The 20,006-nt window shown below is 73.8% G+C and carries 17 protein-coding genes; 8 read left to right on the top strand and 9 right to left on the bottom strand.

The window, feature by feature from the left end:
- Positions 1 to 131: 131 nt before the first annotated feature.
- Together WMF45_RS32760 and WMF45_RS32755 are read left to right on the top strand one after the other, a co-directional pair.
- Positions 132 to 1,106 carry an RNA polymerase sigma factor gene (locus WMF45_RS32760; RefSeq protein WP_437709007.1) on the top strand — a complete coding sequence of 325 codons (975 nt, stop codon included), beginning with the start codon at positions 132 to 134 and terminating at the stop codon, positions 1,104 to 1,106.
- Positions 1,103 to 2,377, top strand: coding sequence for a FecR domain-containing protein (locus WMF45_RS32755; RefSeq protein ID WP_437709006.1), 1,275 nt, complete (start codon positions 1,103 to 1,105; stop codon positions 2,375 to 2,377). Before WMF45_RS32760 ends, WMF45_RS32755 begins: the two co-directional genes overlap by 4 nt.
- A 153-nt stretch (positions 2,378 to 2,530) precedes the next feature.
- Here the strand turns inward: WMF45_RS32755 and WMF45_RS32750 are convergent, their stop codons facing one another.
- On the bottom strand, positions 2,531 to 2,836 hold the full coding sequence (locus tag WMF45_RS32750; protein WP_437709004.1) for a PilZ domain-containing protein: 306 nt from the start codon (positions 2,834 to 2,836) through the stop codon (positions 2,531 to 2,533).
- Between the two features lie 73 nt (positions 2,837 to 2,909).
- On the opposite strand from WMF45_RS32750, the gene WMF45_RS32745 reads away from it, so the two are divergent.
- Complete coding sequence (locus WMF45_RS32745; RefSeq protein ID WP_437709002.1) at positions 2,910 to 4,085, top strand: hypothetical protein; 1,176 nt, start codon at positions 2,910 to 2,912, stop codon at positions 4,083 to 4,085.
- A 61-nt stretch (positions 4,086 to 4,146) separates the two neighbouring features.
- Here the strand turns inward: WMF45_RS32745 and WMF45_RS32740 are convergent, their stop codons facing one another.
- The 3 genes from WMF45_RS32740 to WMF45_RS32730 all read right to left on the bottom strand — a co-directional run bounded on the left by WMF45_RS32740 (position 4,147) and on the right by WMF45_RS32730 (position 7,604).
- The gene (locus WMF45_RS32740; protein WP_437709001.1) at positions 4,147 to 4,710 is read right to left on the bottom strand and encodes a hemerythrin domain-containing protein; all 564 of its coding nucleotides are present in this window, start codon (positions 4,708 to 4,710) and stop codon (positions 4,147 to 4,149) included.
- A gap of 197 nt (positions 4,711 to 4,907) precedes the next feature.
- Entirely contained in the window at positions 4,908 to 7,151 is a 2,244-nt protein-coding gene (locus WMF45_RS32735; RefSeq protein ID WP_437708999.1) for a hypothetical protein, read from the bottom strand.
- A 48-nt stretch (positions 7,152 to 7,199) separates the two neighbouring features.
- Positions 7,200 to 7,604: a PilZ domain-containing protein gene (locus WMF45_RS32730; RefSeq protein ID WP_437708997.1), complete on the bottom strand. Its 405-nt coding sequence runs from the start codon at positions 7,602 to 7,604 to the stop codon at positions 7,200 to 7,202.
- Positions 7,605 to 7,663: 59 nt separating this feature from the next.
- Here WMF45_RS32730 and WMF45_RS32725 point away from each other — a divergent pair, with 59 nt between their 5' ends.
- From WMF45_RS32725 to WMF45_RS32715, 3 genes are all read left to right on the top strand, one after another.
- A complete protein-coding gene (locus WMF45_RS32725) occupies positions 7,664 to 9,412 on the top strand; it encodes a class I adenylate-forming enzyme family protein (protein WP_437708995.1) in 1,749 nt (582 codons plus the stop codon).
- 52 nt (positions 9,413 to 9,464) lie between these two features.
- Positions 9,465 to 10,565, top strand: coding sequence for a molecular chaperone DnaJ (dnaJ, locus tag WMF45_RS32720; protein ID WP_437708993.1), 1,101 nt, complete (start codon positions 9,465 to 9,467; stop codon positions 10,563 to 10,565).
- Between the two features lie 101 nt (positions 10,566 to 10,666).
- On the top strand, positions 10,667 to 11,512 hold the full coding sequence (locus WMF45_RS32715) for a pyruvate, water dikinase regulatory protein (protein ID WP_437542827.1): 846 nt from the start codon (positions 10,667 to 10,669) through the stop codon (positions 11,510 to 11,512).
- A gap of 21 nt (positions 11,513 to 11,533) precedes the next feature.
- Here the strand turns inward: WMF45_RS32715 and larE are convergent, their stop codons facing one another.
- Positions 11,534 to 12,394, bottom strand: a complete 861-nt coding sequence (gene larE, locus WMF45_RS32710; RefSeq protein ID WP_437708991.1) for an ATP-dependent sacrificial sulfur transferase LarE — start codon at positions 12,392 to 12,394, stop codon at positions 11,534 to 11,536.
- Positions 12,395 to 12,494: 100 nt separating this feature from the next.
- On the opposite strand from larE, the gene WMF45_RS32705 reads away from it, so the two are divergent.
- Complete coding sequence (locus WMF45_RS32705; protein WP_437708989.1) at positions 12,495 to 13,319, top strand: OmpA family protein; 825 nt, start codon at positions 12,495 to 12,497, stop codon at positions 13,317 to 13,319.
- Between the two features lie 6 nt (positions 13,320 to 13,325).
- On the opposite strand, the gene WMF45_RS32700 is transcribed toward WMF45_RS32705, so the two are convergent.
- Both WMF45_RS32700 and WMF45_RS32695 read right to left on the bottom strand, forming a co-directional pair.
- A complete protein-coding gene (locus WMF45_RS32700) occupies positions 13,326 to 15,740 on the bottom strand; it encodes a fused MFS/spermidine synthase (RefSeq protein WP_437708987.1) in 2,415 nt (804 codons plus the stop codon).
- A 103-nt stretch (positions 15,741 to 15,843) separates the two neighbouring features.
- Positions 15,844 to 16,389 carry a hypothetical protein gene (locus WMF45_RS32695; protein WP_437708985.1) on the bottom strand — a complete coding sequence of 182 codons (546 nt, stop codon included), beginning with the start codon at positions 16,387 to 16,389 and terminating at the stop codon, positions 15,844 to 15,846.
- A 108-nt stretch (positions 16,390 to 16,497) separates the two neighbouring features.
- Between WMF45_RS32695 and WMF45_RS32690 the strand changes: the two genes are divergently transcribed.
- Entirely contained in the window at positions 16,498 to 17,748 is a 1,251-nt protein-coding gene (locus tag WMF45_RS32690) for a M14 family metallopeptidase (protein ID WP_437708984.1), read from the top strand.
- A gap of 9 nt (positions 17,749 to 17,757) precedes the next feature.
- Here WMF45_RS32690 and WMF45_RS32685 read toward each other — a convergent pair whose 3' ends face one another.
- Together WMF45_RS32685 and WMF45_RS32680 are read right to left on the bottom strand one after the other, a co-directional pair.
- Positions 17,758 to 18,957, bottom strand: a complete 1,200-nt coding sequence (locus tag WMF45_RS32685; protein WP_437708982.1) for an MFS transporter — start codon at positions 18,955 to 18,957, stop codon at positions 17,758 to 17,760.
- Between the two features lie 199 nt (positions 18,958 to 19,156).
- Positions 19,157 to 19,747 (bottom strand): N-acetyltransferase family protein, encoded by a 591-nt coding sequence (locus tag WMF45_RS32680; protein WP_437708980.1) that lies wholly within the window; start codon positions 19,745 to 19,747, stop codon positions 19,157 to 19,159.
- Between the last annotated feature and the right edge of the window lie 259 nt (positions 19,748 to 20,006).

The following is a 20,006-nucleotide window of genomic DNA, read 5'->3' as shown; positions in this document are numbered from 1 at the left end:
ACGAGGGCCACGGTCAGCGATACGGCGATGAAGATCATGCGCCGGAAGGTCGCGCCAATGTGGCTCAAGGAACAACTTTTCTGCGTTCGGCGTAACCGCCGCTCCGGGAGAGCAGCCGTGCGGCGCCATGAATGATCCGGCGGCTCGGCGCACCAGAGCTCTCCGTGCATACCGTGGCGGTCGAGACGGGGTCGCTGTGGGCGCACCTCTCGCGGTCGTTCTTCCCTGCTGACGCGGCTGCGCCGGACGGCCGTGGCGACGATCTGCCCGAGTGCGTTGCAAGAGACGCCCACGCGCCGCTCGATGGCGCGTTCGCGGGTGGCGACCGCTCTCGTCGTCCGGCGCTCCTCGTCTCTCCGTCGAGCTCCATGAGCGCCGAGGGGGCGGGTAGGCTTCCGCAGGTGACCGAGCCCGACGACGTGGGCGAGTGGATCCGCCGCTTCCAGAGCGGTGACCCGACGGCGTTCGCGGAGATCTTCCGCCGCTACCGCCGCGACGTCGCGCGCCTCGTCTTCAGGATGCTCGGGCCGACCGCCGACGTCGAGGACGTCATCCAGGAGGTGTTCATCCAGGTGCACCGGAGCCTGGGCGACTTCCGCGGGCAATCGAAGTTCACGACGTGGCTCCACCGGGTGACGGTCAATGCCGTGCTGATGGCGCGGCGCGCTGCGCGCTGCCGGCCGGTGTTCGTGGGCGAGCTCGGCGCCGATATGGAGGTGGACCGCGGCATGCTCCCGGACGAGGACGCGGCTCGCGCTCGCAGGATCGACGCGTTTCGGCGGGTGCTGGAGCGCCTCCCCGAGAAGAAGCGGGTCGTCTACGTCCTGCACGAGCTCGAGGGGATCCCGCCGACCGAGATCGCGGAGATCGTCGGCGCGCCGGTCCTGACGGTGCGGACGCGCCTGTTCTATGCGCGCCGCGAGATCGAGGCGATGATGCGCGCCGAGCCCGCGCTCGCCCAGCTCGCCGCCGAGCTGGCCGAGGGCGGCGCGGACAAGGCGGACGGCGCAGGGCCGGCAGCGGCGCGCACGCGCGTTTCCGTGGGGGGCGCCGCCGTGGGATACCCCGCGGCGGATCCATCGGCTGTCGACGCGGAGGACGCATGAGCGGCGCAAAGCATTACGACCGGGCACGCGAGCACATGGAGCGGGTGCTCCGCGCCGAGCAGCCGCCCGAGCCGCGCTGGGAGACCATCGAGCGCGAGCTGTTCGCGCGGATCGAGCGGGCCGCTCCGGTCCACCGCGCCGCGCCGCCGCAGCGCTCGCCGCTCGGGCGCGCGCTCGGGTTCGCGGCGGCGGCGGCGGCCATCGCGTTCGCGGTCCTCGCGGCCGGGCGCTCCGCCCCGCCCGTCACGGCGACGTCGACGCCGCCGCGCGCCCGCGATCTCGCCGAGGTCCCCGCGGCAGCCGGCGGCGACCGGGCGTCCGGCGAGCTGGACTTCCGCGCCCTCCGGCCCGGCGACTCGGTCGAGGCCGCGGACCACGCGGTCTCTTTCGTCGATGTCGGCTCGGTGCGCTGGACGCTCCTGCCGGACAGCCGCGCCGTCGTGCGCGCCGTGGGCGCGGCAGGGGTCGGCCACGTGATCTCGCTCGAGCGGGGCTCGGTGCGCGCCGACGTCGTCACGCGAGCGCCCGAGGAGGGGCTCGTCGAGGCGTTCGCCGTCGAGGTGGACGGCACCCGCGTCGCGGTGCACGGCACGCTGTTCACCGTGACCCGGCTGGAGGGCCGCGTGGAGGTCGACGTGGAGCACGGCACCGTCGCGGTCGGCCCTGCGGCGTACCGCGGCGCGACCACCGCCCACCTCCTCGTCGGCCCGTCGCGCGGCACCTTCTCGCTCGACGGCGGCCGCGAGGCGCGCCTCCTCGATCGCCCCGCGCCGCAGGAGGGCGCCGCCGCGGTCGCGTCGCCGGAGCCGGCGCCTGCACCCGCTCCGCCCCCGCCGGCTGCCGGCGCGCGTCCGCCGGGCGGATCCGCTCCGGCCCCGGCGGTCGTGGCTCGCGCGGAGGAGCCCGCCGCCTCTGCGGTCGCCGAGCCCACTGCGCTGCTCTCGCCGCTGACGACCGAGCCCTCGCCCGCCGCCGCGCCGCCGGCCCCGGAGGCGCAGGAGGCGTCTGGCCCGCCGGCGCTGACGCCGGCCTCCGTGCAGTCGCTGCTGTCGAGCTGTTTCGCGCGGGAGAGCGCGGGCGGCAGGTCCTCGGTCCGCCGATCGATCGTCTCGACGCTGCACGTCTCCGTGCGCCCCGACGGCAGCGTCGCCGCCCTGCGCTTCAACCCGCCGCTCCGGCCCGCGCTGCAGGCTTGCGCCGAGGGCCTCTACCGAGGGCGCTTCGCGGGAGGATCGATGCAGCTCGACATCCCCCTGACCATCGACGACTGAGCCCGAGCGGCGGTCACCCGCTTCGGAGACGGGCCCATCTCGGCGTTTTCGGTGCTCAGCGCACCGGAGTGCGCCTGCGCGCCGAAAACGCCGATCTGGACCCGTCTCCTGTGCGGGTGACCGCCGCTCTTTCCTGTGCGGGTGATCGCCGCTCTAGAGGGAGCCGAGGAGCTGGGTTAGCGCGTAGGTCTCCCGCGCGCCCATCATGCCGAACTGCACCCCCATCCCCTCAGGGGTGGTCCATCGCACCACCGACGGGATCACGGCGACCTGCTTCAGTCCTTGCAGGGACAGCAGCACCTCGACGGTCGCGCCGAAGGGAGCCGACGAGCTCGTCTCGATGAACATCCCGCCGAGGCTGAGGTCGCGGCATATCGCGTCGACGCGTGGGCCGTCACCGATCCGGAACGCGATCGAGAGCTCGATTTGCTTGCGCGGGTGCTTCCGGTGATCTCGCACGTTCCTCGCTGGCTAGCTGCGCGGCGCTGAGGCGCGCCGCGTGGGGTATTCTGGAGCGTAGAGGAGACGATCAATGTCGCGAGCCGAGAGCGTCGCTGTCAAGCGCCGGGAGCCGCGCTCGAGTTCTTCTTCGAGTCGCCCGAGTCGCTCGACCCGATCGAACAGCAGCGGCAGCAGCACCCCCGCGGTCGCGGTCGCGTCGTCCACGAGGGCCGACGCGGGGGCGCGCCGCGGCTGGAAGCGGCACCTCGAGGGCTGGGAGCCGGGGCTCGTGGCCGTGTTCATCGCGGGCTCCGCGGCGATCCTCGCCGTGCCGCGGTCGGTCGAGCCAGCCGAGCTGCCGCTGCCGCTCGCCGACGCACGAGCCCTCGCGCGCGTGCGAGACGCGGACACCACCCGCGCCCGCGAGGCCGAGGAGCTCGGGCTCGACGCCGAGGTGCGCGAGCTCGGCTCCGCCATCCGCGCGTTCGGGCTCGTGGACGCCGACGCGGATCACACCGAGGCCGAGCTCCTCGCCGCGCGCGCGCGGGTGAGCGACGCCGTGGGCCGCGCGCTCGCCCAGGGGGACGAGGCGGTGCTCCGGTTGCGCGCCTACCAGCTGAGGGCGTTCGTCCGCGAGGTGCGCCGCTTCGAGGCGACCGGCGAGGAGTCCGACGAGCTCCGCGAGGTCGGCGGCGACTTCCTCGGGCTGCTCCGCCGGAATGCCTGGCTGGGGCAGGGGGGCGCGGCGCAGCGAAGCGGCGGGGAGGGGGCCCGCCGCGTCGCCATGGATGGCGTCGTGCTCGGTGTGCTCTTCAAGAAGCGCTGGAACGCCATCGTCGGCGTCCAGCGAGATCCGTTCGCCCCGACGCTCGACGAGGAGCGCGCGCTGTTCAAGTTCTTGCTCGCGTATCCGCTCGCCGCCGCGAGGAGCGCGCAGACCCTTCCGGCTCCTCCCGACGAGGAGACGGCGGCGCGCCTTGCGCAGGTGGGCGGGTCGGGGCCGCCCGCGGCGGCGCTCCGCGCCGCGGAGGCGCGGCGCGCCGAGGAGCAGTATCGCCTGAAGAAGATCGACGAGCTCGCCGCGCTCGACCCCTCCTATCCCAGGCAGCTCGCCCGCGGCGTCAGCCTCTATCGGCTGGGGAGCTTCATGCAATCGGCGGAGGCGTTCCGCAGCCACCTGGACCAGCACCCCGACGGGGCGCACACGCTTCGAGCGCAGAACTACCTGCGCGCCGCGCTCGAGCGCGCGCGCGAGGAGCAATTCTAGGAACGGTCTCCCATCGACAACGCCGAGCGGTCGCGGCCGAGGCGTGTCCTCCGGGGCGGTCCTACGGGCCCCTGCGGATCCCGCCGGGGCGGTATGGGCGCCCGCTGATGCCCTTGGCCGGGTTGCCTTGCCCGCCGCGCCCTCGGCGCGTCTCCATCTCGTTCCAGATCCCTTGCTTGGCCGAGGCCTGCAGGAACCGGCGAGCGGCCGGAAATACCTCCTGCTCCTCGCTCTCCACATGGCGCTGGTGCGCAGCGCGCAGGTCCTCGATGAGCTGGGGGATCGTCTCCACGGCCTCGGGGCCGCCGTCCCTTTCGATCGCGGCGCGCAGCGCGTCGATCGCGCGCTGTTGCGTTTTGTTCTCCTGCCGGAGGCGCTCGAGGGTGGGCGCGATCGCCTCGAGCACCGCGAGCCGCGGGTACAGCGAGCGCTCCTCGTCCTCGCGATGCCGGCTCATCGACCGCTCGAAGTAGGCCACCACGCTGGAGAGACCCTCGAGCGCGGCGGCGCGCCCGCGCGGATCGCTGAGCGCGCGCGCGGCGCGCGCGAGATCGTTCAGGTTCTCTTCCAGGCTCCGGTGAGCGGCGGCGAGCTTCTCGAGCGGATCGATCCGGTCATCGGACATTCATCGATGATCGAACGACAAGGCGCACGCGTGGAAGCCCTTTGTTCCTTCCGCGCGCTCTTATCGCGCGGCGTCGCGCGCCATGAGCGCTCCGCGCTATGCGCTGGTCATCCGACCAACTCGCCACCTGACCAGCGGAGACCATATCGCACCTCGGGCGCCGGTCATCCATACCCGCGCGCGATCGCTGGCCCGTTCTACGGAAGGCCCGCGTTGCGGGGCAGATCGAGGTGCAGCGCGGGCGCCAGCATCTCGCGCGCGAGGTGCACCTCGAGCAGGTCGATCACGGGGCTCTTCGACACCGCGCGGAGCCGCTCGTCCGCGCCGGCATCACCCGCCGCCTTCCTGGCCATCGCCGTGTAAAATTGCGCCTCCACGCGCTGCGCCGCGCTCCGGGCGAGCCTGCCGAGATCCGCGTCGCTGAGCCCACCGTTCGCCCAGGCCGCGAGCTTTCCCGTCCAGGACGCGCGGCTCGTCGCGCTGTCCAGCGCGCGGCCCGCGGTGCCGTCGGTCGCGACGTCGAGGGCGCGCTCCAGCAGCAGGACCCAGAGCCCGCCGTAGATGAGATCGTCCTCGTCCACGTTCGCCTCGAGGCCGCGCTTCAGCGCCCGCCGCGCGGCGGGGAGATCGCGCTCCACGAGCGCGCGCCCCACGGCGTCGAGCATCGTGGCGCCGAGCTGCGGCGGCTCGGCCGCCACCAGGGCGAACGCCCGATCGTACGCCCGGGTCGCGCCCTTCTCGTCGCCATAGCCGTCGAGGATGCGCCCGAGCAGCCGCTCCGTCCGCGCCTTGGCGCCGGGATCCCGGGCGCGCTGCCGGGTGTCGAGCGCGGCGGCGAGCGCGGCGTCGAGCGACTCCTTCGCCCGGTCCTGCGTGCCAGCGTCGCGGTGGAGCTCGAAGGCGAGCAGGTGCGCCTGGATGATCTCGAGCGGCGCGCTGCGCGCGTCCGGAGCTCCCAGCGCCCGCCGCACGTCCTCGAGCGCCGCCTGGTGCTCGCCGGCCTGCCGCTCGGCCATCGCGAGCACGGTGAGCCCGTTGACCGTCGGCTCGGCCGCCGTCGCTGCGCGGAGCAGCGGCAGCGCGGCCACGAGGTTGCCGGCGCGCAGCTCGAGCGACGCCATGAGAGAACGGACGCGGGCGCCCGACGGATCGAGCGCGCCGCCGCCGCGCGCCGCCCGATCGGCGAGCACGAGCAGCGGCCCCGCCGCGTTGTAGGTGCGCCGGGCCGCGTCGAAATCGTCGTTTGACGCCTCCTCCGAGAGCGCGCTCAGCACGAGCCCGAGCGCGGCCCCGAGCGCGCCCGGGCTCGGCCGGTCGCCGAGCGCGCCGGCGATCACGAGCGGCGTCGCCTCGGACATGCCGAGGCGGATCATCACCTGGGAGAGGAGCGTTGCGCTGTCGTAGTTCAGCGGGTCGCGCCGGTAGGCCTCGAGGGCGGCGCCCCAGATCGCCCCGTCGAGCAGATCCTGCCGCATCCCGGTCTCGGCGTCGCGCTCCTGCGCCTCGTGCTGCGCGAAGGCGGCGGCGAGCGCCTGCCACGAGACCGCGTCGTCGTCGGAGGCGGCGGCCTTGAGCCGCTGGTACAGGCCGGGCGGGATCACCCGGCGCACGCTCGTGCGGTCGATCTGATCGATCGCGCCCTTCGCGTCCCCGAAGCGGAGGAACAGCGCCGCCAGGCTCGCGCCGCCCGACTCGAGCGCGCGCGCCGCCTCGACGGCCTCTTCGCGCTCCGGCCTCGCGCCGCCCTGCCGGTACTCGATGTTGAACTCGATCGCCCGATCGATCCACGCCACGGTGGCGGCGGCCGCGCGCTGGATCGACTCCGCGCGGCCGTCGACGAGGGCGCGCGAGACGGCCGCGCGCTGGTCCGCGCCGAGCTGCTCGAGCGGCCCTCCGGTGCGCGTCTCCTTCATCCATTGCTCGAGCGCGGCGAGGTGCTCGTCGCTCTCGGCGCGGGCCCGGCTCCCGCTCGGCAGCGCGGCGGAGCGGAGCTCCATGAGGGCCCGCACCCGGCCCTCGTCGCCGCGCGGGCTGAGCCGCTCGATCGCGCCGGCGATGGCGCGCTCGCCCACGGCGTCGATCATCTCGGCGCGCCCCTCGCCGGGACGGACGAGGGCCAGCGCGCCCAGGACGCTCTCGACGGCCCGGTCGGGCTGCCCTGCGTTGAAGCGCCCGGCGGCGTGCGCGAGCTGCCTGCGGACCACGCCGATGAGCAGGCCCGTGCGCTGCGGGCTCTGCTTGCCGTCGCGCACGATGGAGAACAGGCTGGCGGAGAAATCGGCGTCGCGGACCTCGACGGCGGCGACGCGGCCCTCGGCGCCTGGCGGCCCCTTCGCCCCCGGCGAGCCAGAGGCCCCGCAGGCGACGGGAGAGAGCGCGAGGGCAAGCGCGGCGAGACCCCGAGCGAGACGGCGCCGAGGGAACAGGGGCGGCAGCGACATTGCGAGCCAGTGTACACGGGGGGAGCGTGAGCGCACCCCTCGGAGGCGCTACCGCGGGCCGTCGCCGAGCTTGCGGCCGAGCAGCTTGGAGGCGAGCGTCTCGCCGAGCTCGCTCATCATCAGCTGCTCGACCACCGCCTCGGTGGCGGCGCGCTCCGCCTCGCTCGCGTACTGGAACTCGATCCCCATCCCCGCCGGAGCCGACTCCGTCGCCTCGGCGGTCGTGACGATCCACTTCACCCGCCCGCGAAGGCGGAGCGGCTCGGCCAGGTTCCGGATCGAGAGGGCGAACACGAACTCGGTGCCGATCGCGAGCGGGCGATCCGTCCGGATGAACGTCCCGCCTTTCGAGATGTTTCGTGTGTAGTCGGCGAAGAACGTGTTGAGCCGTTTGTACTCTACGCTCAGCTCGATCGCGGCACGCTGGGCTGAGCGGCGGTCAGCTTCCGTCACGGGACCCACCCTACCACGGCGCATGCGGGCCAATGCGGGTGAGAGTAAAGTCGCCGGCCATGCGACTCGGAGGGGTCAGGGCCGCGCTGGCGAGCGGGCGAGGCACGATCGACGCGACGCTCGCCGCCGGGCGGGCAGTGACGCAGGCGGGGTTGCTCGCCGCGCTGCGTTGGCCGGGGCTCAAGGTGCTCGCGCGCGAGCTCGCGAGAGGCAAGGCGAACCCGTCGCTCTTGTTCCGTTTCCACGCCGAGAACAACCCGCACCGGATCGCGGTGATCGAGCCGCTGAGCCTCGCGCCCCGCGCGGCGGAGCGAGGCGCGGGGCCCGCGGCCGAGGATCGGGTCTACTCCTTCTTCGCGCTGAACGAGGCCATCGATCGGGTGGGCTCCGCGCTCGACCGGCGCGGCGTCGGCCCGGGCGTCACCGTGCTGCTCGCGCTCAAGAACCGCCCCGAGTTCCTGATGTGCCAGGTCGCGCTGGCCCGCGTCGGCGCGTCCGTGGTGGCGGCCTCGTGGCGATCGACCCCCGCGGAGCTCGCCTACCTCGCCGGCCACTCCGGGGCGCGCCTGCTCCTGTTCGACTCCGACATCGCCGGCGTGATCCGCGAGGCCGCGCCGCGGCTCGAGGGCATCCCGCCCGAGGAGATGATCGCGATCGGCGAGCGCGCCCCGGGCTTCTCGCACCTCGACGACCTCCTCGCCGCGTTCGACGATCTCGCCGCCGAGCGGGGCGCCTCGCCGGATCGGAGCGAGCGCGCCGCGGTGGTGATGTACACGTCCGGCACCACCGGCAAGCCGAAGGGCGCGGTGCGCGGCTTCGGCGGCGGCATCGTCCTGCCGGCGCTCGGGGCCATCGGCGCGACCCCGATGCGCGCGGGGGACGTGCACCTCGCCGTGTGCCCGCTCTACCACCTCACGGCGCTCGGCTTCGTCAACCTGTCGCTCATCGTCGGCGCCACGATCGTCATCCTCCCGGAGTTCCAGCCCGAGCTCTTCCTCGAGGCGATCCAGCGGTACCGCGTGACCACCACGGCGGTCGTCCCGACGATGCTCCACCGCGTCCTCGAGCTCGGCGAGGCGCGGCTCAGCGCCTACGACACGTCGTCGCTCACCGCGATCTTCGTGGGCGGTGCGCCGCTCTCGCCGGCGCTCGCGGCGGAGGTGATGGCGGCGTTCGGCGACCGGCTCTTCAACTTCTACGGCGCGACCGAGACGGGCATCGTGACGATCGCGGGCCCCGGGGATCTGCGCGCCTCGCCGGGCACCATCGGGCGCCCCGTCGCCGGCAGCGAGCTGATGCTCCTGCGCGAGGACGGGACGCCGTGCCAGGACGGCGAGGTGGGTGAGCTTTACGTGAGGAGCTCGTTGCTGGTCTCCGGCTACCACAGGGACCCAGGCGCCACGCGCGAGTCGACGCGCGACGGCTACTTCTCGGTCGGCGACCTCGCCCGCCGCGACGCGCGCGGCTGCTACCACCTCGAGGGCCGCAAGCGGGAGCTCATCATCTCGGGGGGCGTGAACGTGTACCCCGCCGAGGTGGAGTCGATCCTCCACGAGCACCCGGCGGTCGCCGAGGCCGCGGTGGTGGGCGTCCCGGACCGCGCCTTCGGGGAGCGCGTGCGCGCGGTCGTCGCCCTGCGCCCCGGCGCGGCCGCGAGCGAGGACGACATCCGGACCCACTGCCGCGCGCGGCTCGCGGGCCCGAAGGTCCCGCGCGAGGTCGTCTTCGTCGACGCGCTGCCGCGCAACCCGACGGGCAAGGTGATGAAGCGCGAACTCGCGGGGCCCGAAGGGAAATCCGCGGATTAGGCGGCCCGGTAGCCGCTGTCCCGGGAGGGCGATCGATGCTATTTCGCACGTCGTGCGGGATCCGTACGAAGTATTGGGCGTCGAGCGTTCCTCGACGCAGGATGAAATCAAGAGCGCCTTCCGGCGGCTCGCCGGCCAGCACCATCCCGACAAGAACCCGGGGGATCAGGGCGCGCACGTCCGCTTCAAGGAGCTGAACGCGGCCTACCAGATCCTGAGCGATCCGCAGAAGCGCGCGGCGTTCGATCGGTTCGGCCCCGCCGCCGTCGGCGCCTCCGCCGGCTCGGGGGTCCCGGGCGTGCCCTTCGACATGCAGGACCTCAACCTGGACGCCATCTTCGGCGATCTCCTCGGCGCCCTGGGTATCCGGGTCGGCGACCGCGGGACGCTGCAGAAGGAGGTGCGGATCACCTTCGAGGAGGCGGCGTTCGGCTGCACGAAGGAGATCACCTACGATCGCGTCGAGCCGTGCGGCGACTGCGCCGGCTCGGGCTCCGCGCCCGGCGCGTCGACCGAGCGCTGCTCGGCGTGCTCGGGCCGCGGCCGCGTCCGGATGCAGCAGGGGATGTTCCCCATCGCGATCGAGCGCCCCTGCGGGCGGTGCCGCGGCACGGGGCGGATCGTGACCGACCCGTGCCGGACGTGCCGCGGCGCCGGCCTCGCGGCGAAGCAGAAGACCATCGAGGTGACGATCCCTCCGGGCGTGGAGAACGGCGCGACCCGGCTCGTGGAGCGCGGCGGCAACGCCGTCCGCTCCGACCGGGGGCCGGGCGATCTTGAGCTCACCATCCGCGTCTCGCCGCACGAGCTCTTCCGCCGCGTCGGCGACGACGTGGTGTGCTCCGTGCCGATCTCGTTCGCACGCGCGGCGCTCGGCGGTGAGCTGGAGATCCCGACCCTGGAGGGGAAGGGCCGGCTCCGCATCCCCCCGGGCACGCAGCCCGGCGCGGTGCTCCGGATCAAGGGCAGAGGCATACCACGCCGCGTCGTGGGCGGGCGCGGCGACCAGCTCGTCGAGGTGAGCGTCGAGGTGCCGACGCAGCTCACCGCGACGCAGCGGGAGCTCATCGCGCAGCTGGCGAAGGATCTCGGCGAGAACGTGCAGCCTCAGCAGGCCACGTTCATGGAGAAGCTGAAGGGGCTGTTTGGTTGACGTGGCGCGCGGCCGCGCGCGATCCTCCGCGCTCTGCTGAACGCCGAGGCACGAGCCCTGCCTCGAGCGCCTGAGCCGAAATGGCGACGGAGGGATCGGACATGGACAAGGCGAAGTTCATCGACGTCCTGAGCGACTCCACCGGAGAGACGGCGGAGAAGGCCGTGCGCGCCGCGCTCCTCCAGTACCCGGACGCGGGGGTGCAGATCCGCCTCCACACCCGGGTGCGCACGCCGGAGGTCGCGCGGCCGGTGCTCGAGCGCGCGGCACGGGAGGGCGCGCTCGTCGTGTTCACCGTGGTGAGCCCCGAGCTGCGCGAGTTCCTGCACGCGTCCACCGCCGAGCTGAACATCGAGGCGATCGATCTGATCGGCTCGCTCATCGTCCGGCTCGGCACCTTCCTCGACCGGGAGCCGATCAACCTGCCGAGCGCGATGCTCCCGCTGAGCGAGGAGTACTTCCGGCGCATCGAGGCGGTGGAGTTCGCGGTGAAGAGCGACGACGGCAAGGAGCCGCGGAACTTCAAGAGGGCCGACATCGTCCTCGTCGGCGTCTCGCGCACGTCGAAGACGCCGCTGTCGACGCTGCTCGCGCAGCGCGGCCTCAAGGTCGCGAACCTGCCCCTGGTGCTCGGCGTCCCGCCGCCGCTCGAGCTGATGGAGGCCCACCAGGATCGGGTCGTCGGGCTGACCATCGGGATCGATCAGCTCTGCGAGATCCGGCAGGCGCGGCTGCGCCAGCTCGGGATGCCCTCCGAGACCAACTACGCGATGCGCGAGCACGTCCGCCAGGAGCTCGACTTCGCGAACCGCCTCTTCGCCGCGCACCCCGAGTGGCCGGTGGTCGACGTCACCAAGCGCGCCATCGAGGAGACGGCGGTGATCATCCTCGAGCACCTGAAGGAACGCGACGAGCGCGCCAAGGTCGTGCGCTCCTCGCTCGTCTGAGGCCGCGCGGCTCCAGCGAGATCAGCTCACGATCTTGAGGGCGCGGCCGACGAGGACCTCGTTGTGGCTTCCGGTCCTGTACCCGCCGAGATCGAGCGTCACGTACCGGAAGCCGTGCCGCTTGCCGGCGGCCACGATCTCGGCGCGCACGGGCGGCTCGGCGGCGCGCGCGAGCTCGCCCGCGTCGAGCTCGATGCGCGCGAGCTCGTCGTGGTAGCGGACGCGGACCTGACGGAACCCGAGGCCGCGCAGCGCCGCCTCGAAGCCGCCGATCTGCGCGAGCCGCTCGCGCGTGACGCTGGTCCCGTAAGGGATCCGGCTGGAGAGGCAGGCCGCGGCCGGCTTGTCCCAGATGGGCAGGCCGACGCGCGCCGCGCCGGCGCGGACGTCGGCCTTGCTGAAGCCGAGCTCGACGAGGGGGCTCAGCACGCCCGCCTCCCGCGCCGCCTCCAGCCCGGGGCGGTAGTCGCCGAGGTCGTCGGTGTTGGTGCCGTTCACGATCGCCGCGAGCGCCCACTCGGACCGCTTTCGCGCGGCGATCCGGTAGAGCTCGCTCTTGCAGTGGAAGCAGCGATCCGGGTTGTTCGCGACGTAGCTCGGATCGTCGATCTCGGACGACTCGACGAGCCGGTGGTCGGCGCCGATCAGCCGGGCGATCGAGGTGGCCTCTTCCTTCTCGGCCGGCGCGAGGCTCGGCGAGACCGCGGTCATCCCGACGGCCCTCGGGCCGAGCTCCTGGTGCGCGACCGCGAGGACGAAGGCGCTGTCGACCCCGCCGGAGTAGCAGACGAGGACCGATCCGAGCTCCCGGAGCCGGGCGCGCAGCCCGGTGAGCTTGGGATCGATGGGCGAGCCCTCGGGCGTGGACGACAGCGCGGACATGGCGATCCTCTTACCATAAGCCGCGTTCCGCGCCGGTCGGCCCGGCGTCCGCCAGGTTACTTGCGGTCCGAGCGCCGGTTCTGACACGCTGCAGGGCGACATGGACCCGAAGAGGAAGCAGGCCGCCCGCACCTCCCTGCCGTTCGCGCTCGCGGCGGCGCTCGCGGCCGCCGCGTTTGCTGGACAGGGGTGCAGCGACAACCGGCTGCCGCCGCGGGAGCTGCCGCGCGCCGAGGAGCAGCAGGCGCTCCCGCGATGGTACCCGGAGAAGCCCTGGTCGGAGCAGGGCGGGGAGAGCCAGGTCTACATCGAGGGCAAGATCGTCTTCGACACGAGCAAGGCGACGATCCGGCCGGGCAGCGAGAAGACGCTGGAGACGCTGCTCCAGTTCATCAAGGAGCACCCCGAGGTGACGCGGCTGCGGATCGAGGGGCACACGGACGCGCAGTCGAGCGAGGAGCACAACCAGGCGCTCAGCGCCCGGCGCGCCCTCGCGGTCGCCGACTGGCTGGTCGATCACGAGGTCGAGAGCGACCGGCTGATCGCCGTGGGCTTCGGCGAGTCGCGCCCGCTCGGGCCGAACGAGATGGCGGCAGGCCGCAGCGAGAACCGCCGGGTCGAGTTCCACGTGGCCGAGGTGAACGGGCGCCCCTTCCTGGGGCAGGATCCGTACAGGGGCGGCCTGGCGCTGGAGGTGCTGAGCCTCGAGCAGCGCAAGCAGCGCGCGGAGCAGGCCGCGCAGCTCAAGGCGCCGCCGCCCCGCAAGGGCTTCGTGGCGACGGGCGACGAGATCAAGCCGGTGCAGGTCAAGCCGCGGGCCACGTCGGAAGCGCAGGAGGGCGAGCCCCCCGCGCCGAGCGCGCCGGCCAAGGAGAGCGCGCCGCCACGTGACGGCGGGGGCGCGGCGCCCGCGGGCGGGGGCTGAGCGACCTCAGGGCGCGAGGTGCCGCGTGCGCGGCGCCCGCGTCCGGTACCGCTCGAGGAGCGCGAGCGTCGCGTCGAGCGACGCGCCGTACGGGAGCACGTTCCCCTTCGGCGTGGCGTACTCGAGGTAGAGGTTGTCGTCCGTGGACAGGATCGGGCCGCCGTCCTCGGCCGCGTCGGCGACGAAGCGGTCGAGATCGTCGCCCGAGGTGACGAGGGCGTCGAGGAGGTCCTCGAGCCGCGCGCCGGCGAGCGTCGCCTGGAGCGACGGGCGCGCGTCGAGCCTGGCGAGGCGCGCCTCCGAGGCGACGAGCGGCGCGCCGCTCGCGACGAGGATGCCCTGCGCGCCGCCCACGAACAGCGCGACGTGCGGGAACGCGCTGCGCATCGTCCGCACCACGACGGCGAGCTCGCGCCGCCGGATGTGGTGAAGCTGCACCCATTGCTGCAGGACGCCGCCCTCGGCGAGCCGGGACCGGGCGAGCTCGTAGAACTCGCGGCTGTAGAGGCTCGCGGCGCCCGCGAACCAGACGCTGGAGAGCTCGATCGTGATGAGGCCGTAGCGGCGCTGCGCGACGAGCAGCTCGTTCCTGCCATCGTTGAGCGAGAGGCGCACGCGGGGATCGTCGAGCGCCTGGAGGCTCGGGCCCGCGAAGAAGCGGCGAGAGGCCTCGACGATGGCGGGCGAGATCTCGACGACGTCGATGCGCTCGAAGGGGTAGGCGGCGATGGTGCCGGTCGTCGTGCCGGTGCCGAGGCCGATGACGAGCGCGGCGCGCTCGTCGCGGACGAAGAGCGAGGGGAAGTGCGCGAACCGCCGCTGCGCCGTCATCTCGGGGCCGTCGTCGCCCTGGAACTTGCCGTTCGTGTACATGGTCGAGACGCTGGCGCGGTGCGCGACGGTGGTGACGCCGCCGTGCACGTCCTCGCGCACGAAGTCGATGCGCTCGGGGCGCGGACCCATGGCGAAGTAGACGTTCGCGCCGCTCGTGAGGCGCGCCATGTCCCAGCGGGGCGCGAGGGCGGCGAGGGCGGCCGCGGCGGCGGCGAGGGCGAGGGCGCGGGGGAGCTCGGCGCGGGCGCGCGCGGCGGCGAGGACGGCGGTCAGGGCGAAGGCGAGCGCGATCGCGAGGAGCGCGCGCTCCGAGCCGAGCGCGGGCAGGAGCAGGTAGCCGGTGACGATGGATCCGGCGATCGTGCCGAGGGTGTTGGCGGAGGTGAGCCTGCCGACGCGCGCGGCCACGTCGGCGTGCGCGGCGGCGCGCGCGAGGAGGAGGGGGAAGGTGGTGCCCATGCACAGCGTGGGCAGCGCGAGGATCGCGAGCGCGGCGAGCGCGCGGCACGCCTCGCGGCCGGCCCAGCTGTCGACGTGCTTGCCCGCGAAGGCGAAGATCCGCGGGAGCTGGTCCCAGAGCGGGATGGTGGCCGCGAGCGAGAGGGCCGCGGAGACGAGCCCGCGCCAGAGCGCGCCCTCGCCGTGGCGGCGCGCGAGGACATGCGAGCGCGCGGCGCCGGCCGCGAGGCAGACGAGGAAGACGGCGAGCATCAGCCCGAAGGCGTAGGCGCTGTTGCCGATGAGCAGCGCGAGCAGGTGCGTCTGGACGACCTCGGCGGCGAAGACAAGGAAGCCCGAGGCGAACGCGAGCGGGAGCAGGAACGCCGGCTCGCCGCGGTCGGCGGGGGCGGGGAGGGGGGCGTCCAGGGAGCGGGCCTCGGGGGAGCGGGCCCCGGCAGCGCGAGCCGCCGCCGCGGCGTCGAGCGCGGGCGCCGGGCCGCGGAGCCCGGCGGAGATCGCGACGGCGCCGAGGGCGAGGTTGGCGATCGCCGCGGACCAGAGCGCGCCTCGGACGCCCAGGTGCGGGAGGACGACGTAGGCGCCGGAGAGCGCGCCGGCCGCGCCGCCCGCCGTGTTGATGGCGTACAGCGAGGCGAGGCGGCGCGCGGCGTCGTGGTCCGCGGCGGGGGGCGCGCCGCCGTCGGGCGCGGCGCCGGCGCGGAGGATGCGCGAGAGCACCGGGAGCGTGGCGCCCATCGCGACCGTGGGGACGACGACCACGAGGGCGGTCAGCGCGGCGCGCGCCGCGGTGAGCAGCGCGAGCGAGTCGGGCGCCGCGCGGGCGACGGCGACGTAGGCCGAGGTCAGCGCCTCGAACAGGAACGGCGAGACGGCGCAGATCGCGCCGACGATCGCCTCGAGCGCGCCGTAGACGACGAGCGGGCGGCGCGCGGACGCGGCGTGGCGGCCGCCGAGGTGCGCGCCGAGGGCGAGGCCGCCCATGAAGGCGGCGAGGACCGTGCTCACGGCATACGCGGTGGCGCCGAAGACGTAGGCGAGCAGCTTGGAGAAGGCGACCTCGTAGAGGAGGCCGGTCGCGCCAGAGACGAAGAACAGGGCGGCCACGAGCGGGAAGCGGGAGCGCACGGGCGCGCACGCTAGTACAGGCGCCCGGCGAGCAGGCACCTCAGAGCGCCGAGGACAACATTGCCCGGCAGGCGGCCGAGGACGGGCGCGGCGCGCCGCCCCGTCACCAGCCGAGCCGCTGCAGCCGCTCTCTGGCCCCCTTCACCCCGAAGATCGTCTCTTCGCCGGGCGGCACCACGGGCGCGAGCAGCACCGCCGCGAGCACCGCGGTGACGACCAGGGGCGCTCGCCCGTCGTCGCCGACGATCGCCGGCTCTTGTACCTGCCAGACCCGCCGTGCCCGCGCGAGCAGCGCGTCGAACCCGCGCCCGCCGATCGCCTGCACCCCCGCCGCGGCCGCCGCGCGCACGAGCGGCGCGCGATCCAGCGGCACCGTCGCGACGAGCACGCGGCTCGACGTGCGCGGCGTAGAAGAAGAGGCGGTGCGCGCGATGTCCACTTCGACGGCGTCGGCCATCGGCGTGGTCCCCGACGGGTACGCCTTCTTCTGTACGAGCGTGAGCTCCGCTCCGAAGAAGACGCGCGCCTGATGTGCCCAGCGGTGCTCGTCGATCCGCGCCTCGGGCTCCGGCGACAGCAGCGACCACCCCTGGCTCGGAGGCAGCAGCTCGATACGTCCTTCCGCCCACCCGTTGCCGTCGAATTCCATACGCGCGCCCGCTGCCACGGTAATCCCTGGTTTGACCTGGTCCGGATCGCACGAACGCGCGGCCGGTGGTCTATAGTTCGTGCCATCTAGGGTAAAGGTGAGCCCTGCATGCCGAAGTCCGATCAGGCGTCGGAAGAGCAAGGCCGGGCTGCCCTGAGGGCGGCCCTCTTTGTACACCGACGCGCGCCGCTGTCCCGTCTGCTCGCTCGCCGCGGGCTCGGTCCCTACCGCGGGTACGGCGAGCTCCTGGAGGCGATCGAGCGGCTCGCCGACCGCGGGGCGCAGGTCACGCTGATCGGGCGCTCGATCCGGGGCGAACCGCTGCTCGCCGTTCACCTCGGCGCAGCCGGCCTGGCCGCTGCACGCGGCGAGAAGCAAGCCGCGGGCCTCCTGGCGCCGAGCGCCCACGGAGGACGGAGCGTTGCGAACGGCGTCTCGTTCCATGGCGTCCCTTTCCACGGCACGCTGGATGCAGACCCGGATGCAAATGCGGATGCCGATGGCAGCCGCGCGCCGGGCGGCGCGGACGACCCGGCGCCGAGCGACGCCGCGCTCGCTCCGTTGAGCGAGCGCGCCGAGCGCGCCAGCCTGCGCTCCTCGACGGGAGCCGGGTCGCGCGAGCGCGTGCGGACGACGGTGATCCTGTCCGGGATCCACCCCCTCGAGTGGATCGGCATCGAGGCCCACCTCGCGCTGCTCGATCGCCTCGCGACCCAGGATCTCGGCGGCCGGTCGATCCTCGCCGTCCCGATCGTGAACCCGGATGGGCTCCTCCGCGTCGAGATGAACCTCCGCGCGGGGCGACACCGGTACGTGCGCGGCAATGCCCGGGGCGTCGACCTGAACCGGAACTTCGACGCGGGATGGTACGAGCGCGGCCTCATCCAGCGCTTCATCGGGCTCCTCTTCTCGCCCGGCAGCCGCCCCGCCAGCGAGCCGGAGGTGGAGGCCATCGCGCACGCGCTGTCGTCGCGCCGGATCGACCGCGCCCTGTCGCTGCACAGCGCCGGCGGCGCCGTGCTGTACCCGCCGGCGCACAGCCTCTGGCCTGTGGCCGACGCCGCCGAGCACCGCGCCTTCGCGCTGCGCGTCGCGCGCGCCGCGGACCGTAGGCCGTACCGCGCCATGTCCCACGTCCGCTTCGCCTGGGGCGTCCGCAAGGCGGGCCTGGAGATCGACTGGCTCCACGATCGCCACGGGGCGCTGTCGCTCCTCGTGGAGTGCTCGCGCGGCAAGCTCGGCCTCCGGCCGTCGCGCCTCGTCGAGCCGTTCGCGTGGCACAACCCCCGGCGTCTCGACGACGCCACGCCGGCGCTCGTCGACGCCCTCCTACCCTTTGTGAAGGGGGCGCGCGCCTGAGCAGGCCGCTCAGAGCTCGATCGGCTCGCTGACGGGGATCTTCTGCAGGCCGAGGAGGACGCCGAGGGCGGCGAAGGTCGCCGCCATCAGGCCGTACGCCGCGAGCGCCCGGTGCTCGATCAGCCAGCCGGCGCCGATGGGGCCGATGATCTGCGAGATGCTCGCCAGCGACTGGCTCACGCCGAGCGCCGCGCCCTGCTCGTCGCGGCCGACGCTCTTCGTGAGGAGCGTGGTGACGGCCGGCCGCACCACCGCCGCGCCGAACGCCGCGATCCCCACGAGCGCGAGCAGCACGGGCAGGGTGTACGCGACGCCGAGCAGGCCGTAGCCGACCACCATCGTGGCGAAGCCGATCAGCGCGAGCCGCTCCTCGCCGTACCGCTTCGCCAGCCGGCCGATCAGGCCGCCCTGGATGCTGCCGCCGATGAGGCCGGAGAAGGCGTAGAGGTAGCCCGTCTCCTTGACGCCGAACGCGAAGCGCCGCTCGAGGAAGAGCGCAAGGCCGCCGATGAGCGTCGAGAAGGAGAGGGAGAAGGCGAAGAACTCGAGCAGCCGGCGGCGCGGGAGCGGCCGGTCGAAGTAGCGGCGGAAGGCGTCCCCGCGGCCGAGCGACGCCGGCCGGGCGGCCGCGGAGGTCGCCCCGTCCTGGGCCGCCGGCAAGGGCGGCTTCGCCGGGAGCAGCGTGGCCGTGAGGAGGACGGACAGGAGCGAGAGCGCCGCCGCGCCGTACGCCGGCGCGCCGTAGCCGAAGCGGCTCGCGAGCTCCCCCGTGATGGCCGGGCCGAGCAGGAACCCGGAGCCGAAGGCGATGCCGATCAGGCCGAACGCCTTGGTGCGCTCCTCGGGCCGGGTCACGTCGCTGATGTACGCCTGCGCGATCGTCAGGTTCCCGGCCGTGAGCCCGTCGATGATCCTCCCGAGGAAGAGCATCCAGAGCGAGCCCGCCGAGCCGATCACCAGGAACCCGATGAACGTGCCGGTCTGGCTCGCGAGCAGCGTCGGCTTGCGGCCCACCCGGTCCGAGATCCGGCCGAGGATCGGCCCGGAGACGAGCTGACAGACCGCGTAGCTCGCCGCGAGCACGCCGACCACGAGCTCGCTGGCGCCGAAGTGCTCGGCGTAGAACGGCAGGAGGGGGAGGACGAGCGTGAGGCCGAGGACGTCGACGAAGACGGTAAGGAAGATCGGCAGGAGCGGCGAGCGGAGCATGGTGGCTTTCGGTGGCGATGGACTGCGGTGACGACCGCCGGCGACCGGGCCGGCGATGGCCGGGCCTCCGGACGGGCGCCTGAACGGCGCTGTCCTCATGACGCATCTGCGCCGCGGCGGGTACCCTCCAGCGCGCGTCCGGCGCTCGTGCGGGGCCCGGGCCGGCCGCGGGCGGGCCCGGGGACGCCCGCGCCGCGGCTCAGCGCTCCGACGGGGCGACCGCGCGCGGGTCGGGAGAGCGGAGCGCGAGGGTCATCTGGATGTCATCCAGGATGGCGCCGTCGACCCGGAACGCGTCCTCCCGGGTGCCGATCGGGACGAACCCCATCCCCGCGTAGAGCCGCCTGGCGCGCTCGTTGTTGGCGAAGACGCCGAGGTCCAGGTACTCGAGGCCCGCCTCGTCGCGGGCCCACGCGATAGCGGTCTCGAGCAGGCGCCGGCCGTGGCCCTGCCCGGTGTGGGGGCCGAGGATGCCCATCGCGACGACGGCGCGGTGGCCCTCGGACCAGACGCGGCCGCCGCGGAGCTCGATGTGCCCGATGATGCGCGCCCGCGGCTCGCTCGACCGGAGCAGCCAGGCCCGTCCCCAGAGCGGCTCGTCGAGCCGCTTGCCCCAGCGGTCGCGCGCGCCGTGCTCGACCTCATCGGGGGCGAGCGACGTCGCGATGGCGAAATGGGGCACTCCGCGCCGGCCGGACTCGGCGACGTGCTCGATGAGGTAGGCCGCGAAGGCCCGCGCGTCCGAGCGGTGGGCCGGGGCGATGGCGTGGAGGGCGGGGGAAGGGATCATGCCGCAGCGCGCGCAGCGCCACGGCGAGCGTAGTGCCGCCCTGGCGCCCGCGCGACCTCCAACGGCAGCAGGCGGGCTCGGCCAGGTGATCTCGGGCCGGATGTCCCCGGACGGCCGGACGCCGCGCAGGGCGTCAACAACGTGAACGTTTACGTGGTCGTGGTCGTCAACGATAGGTCGTGAACGACCACGTAAACGTTCGGATGTAGGAGAACGCGGCGTGAAGCTTGGTTAACCGCTTATGAGGGGGGAGCGCGGG

The organism is Sorangium sp. So ce448, from assembly GCF_051520915.1.
GTDB lineage: Bacteria > Myxococcota_A > Polyangia > Polyangiales > Polyangiaceae > Sorangium > Sorangium cellulosum_B.
The sequence above is the reverse complement of the archived record's forward strand: the minus strand, read 5'-3'. Positions and strand labels throughout refer to the sequence as shown.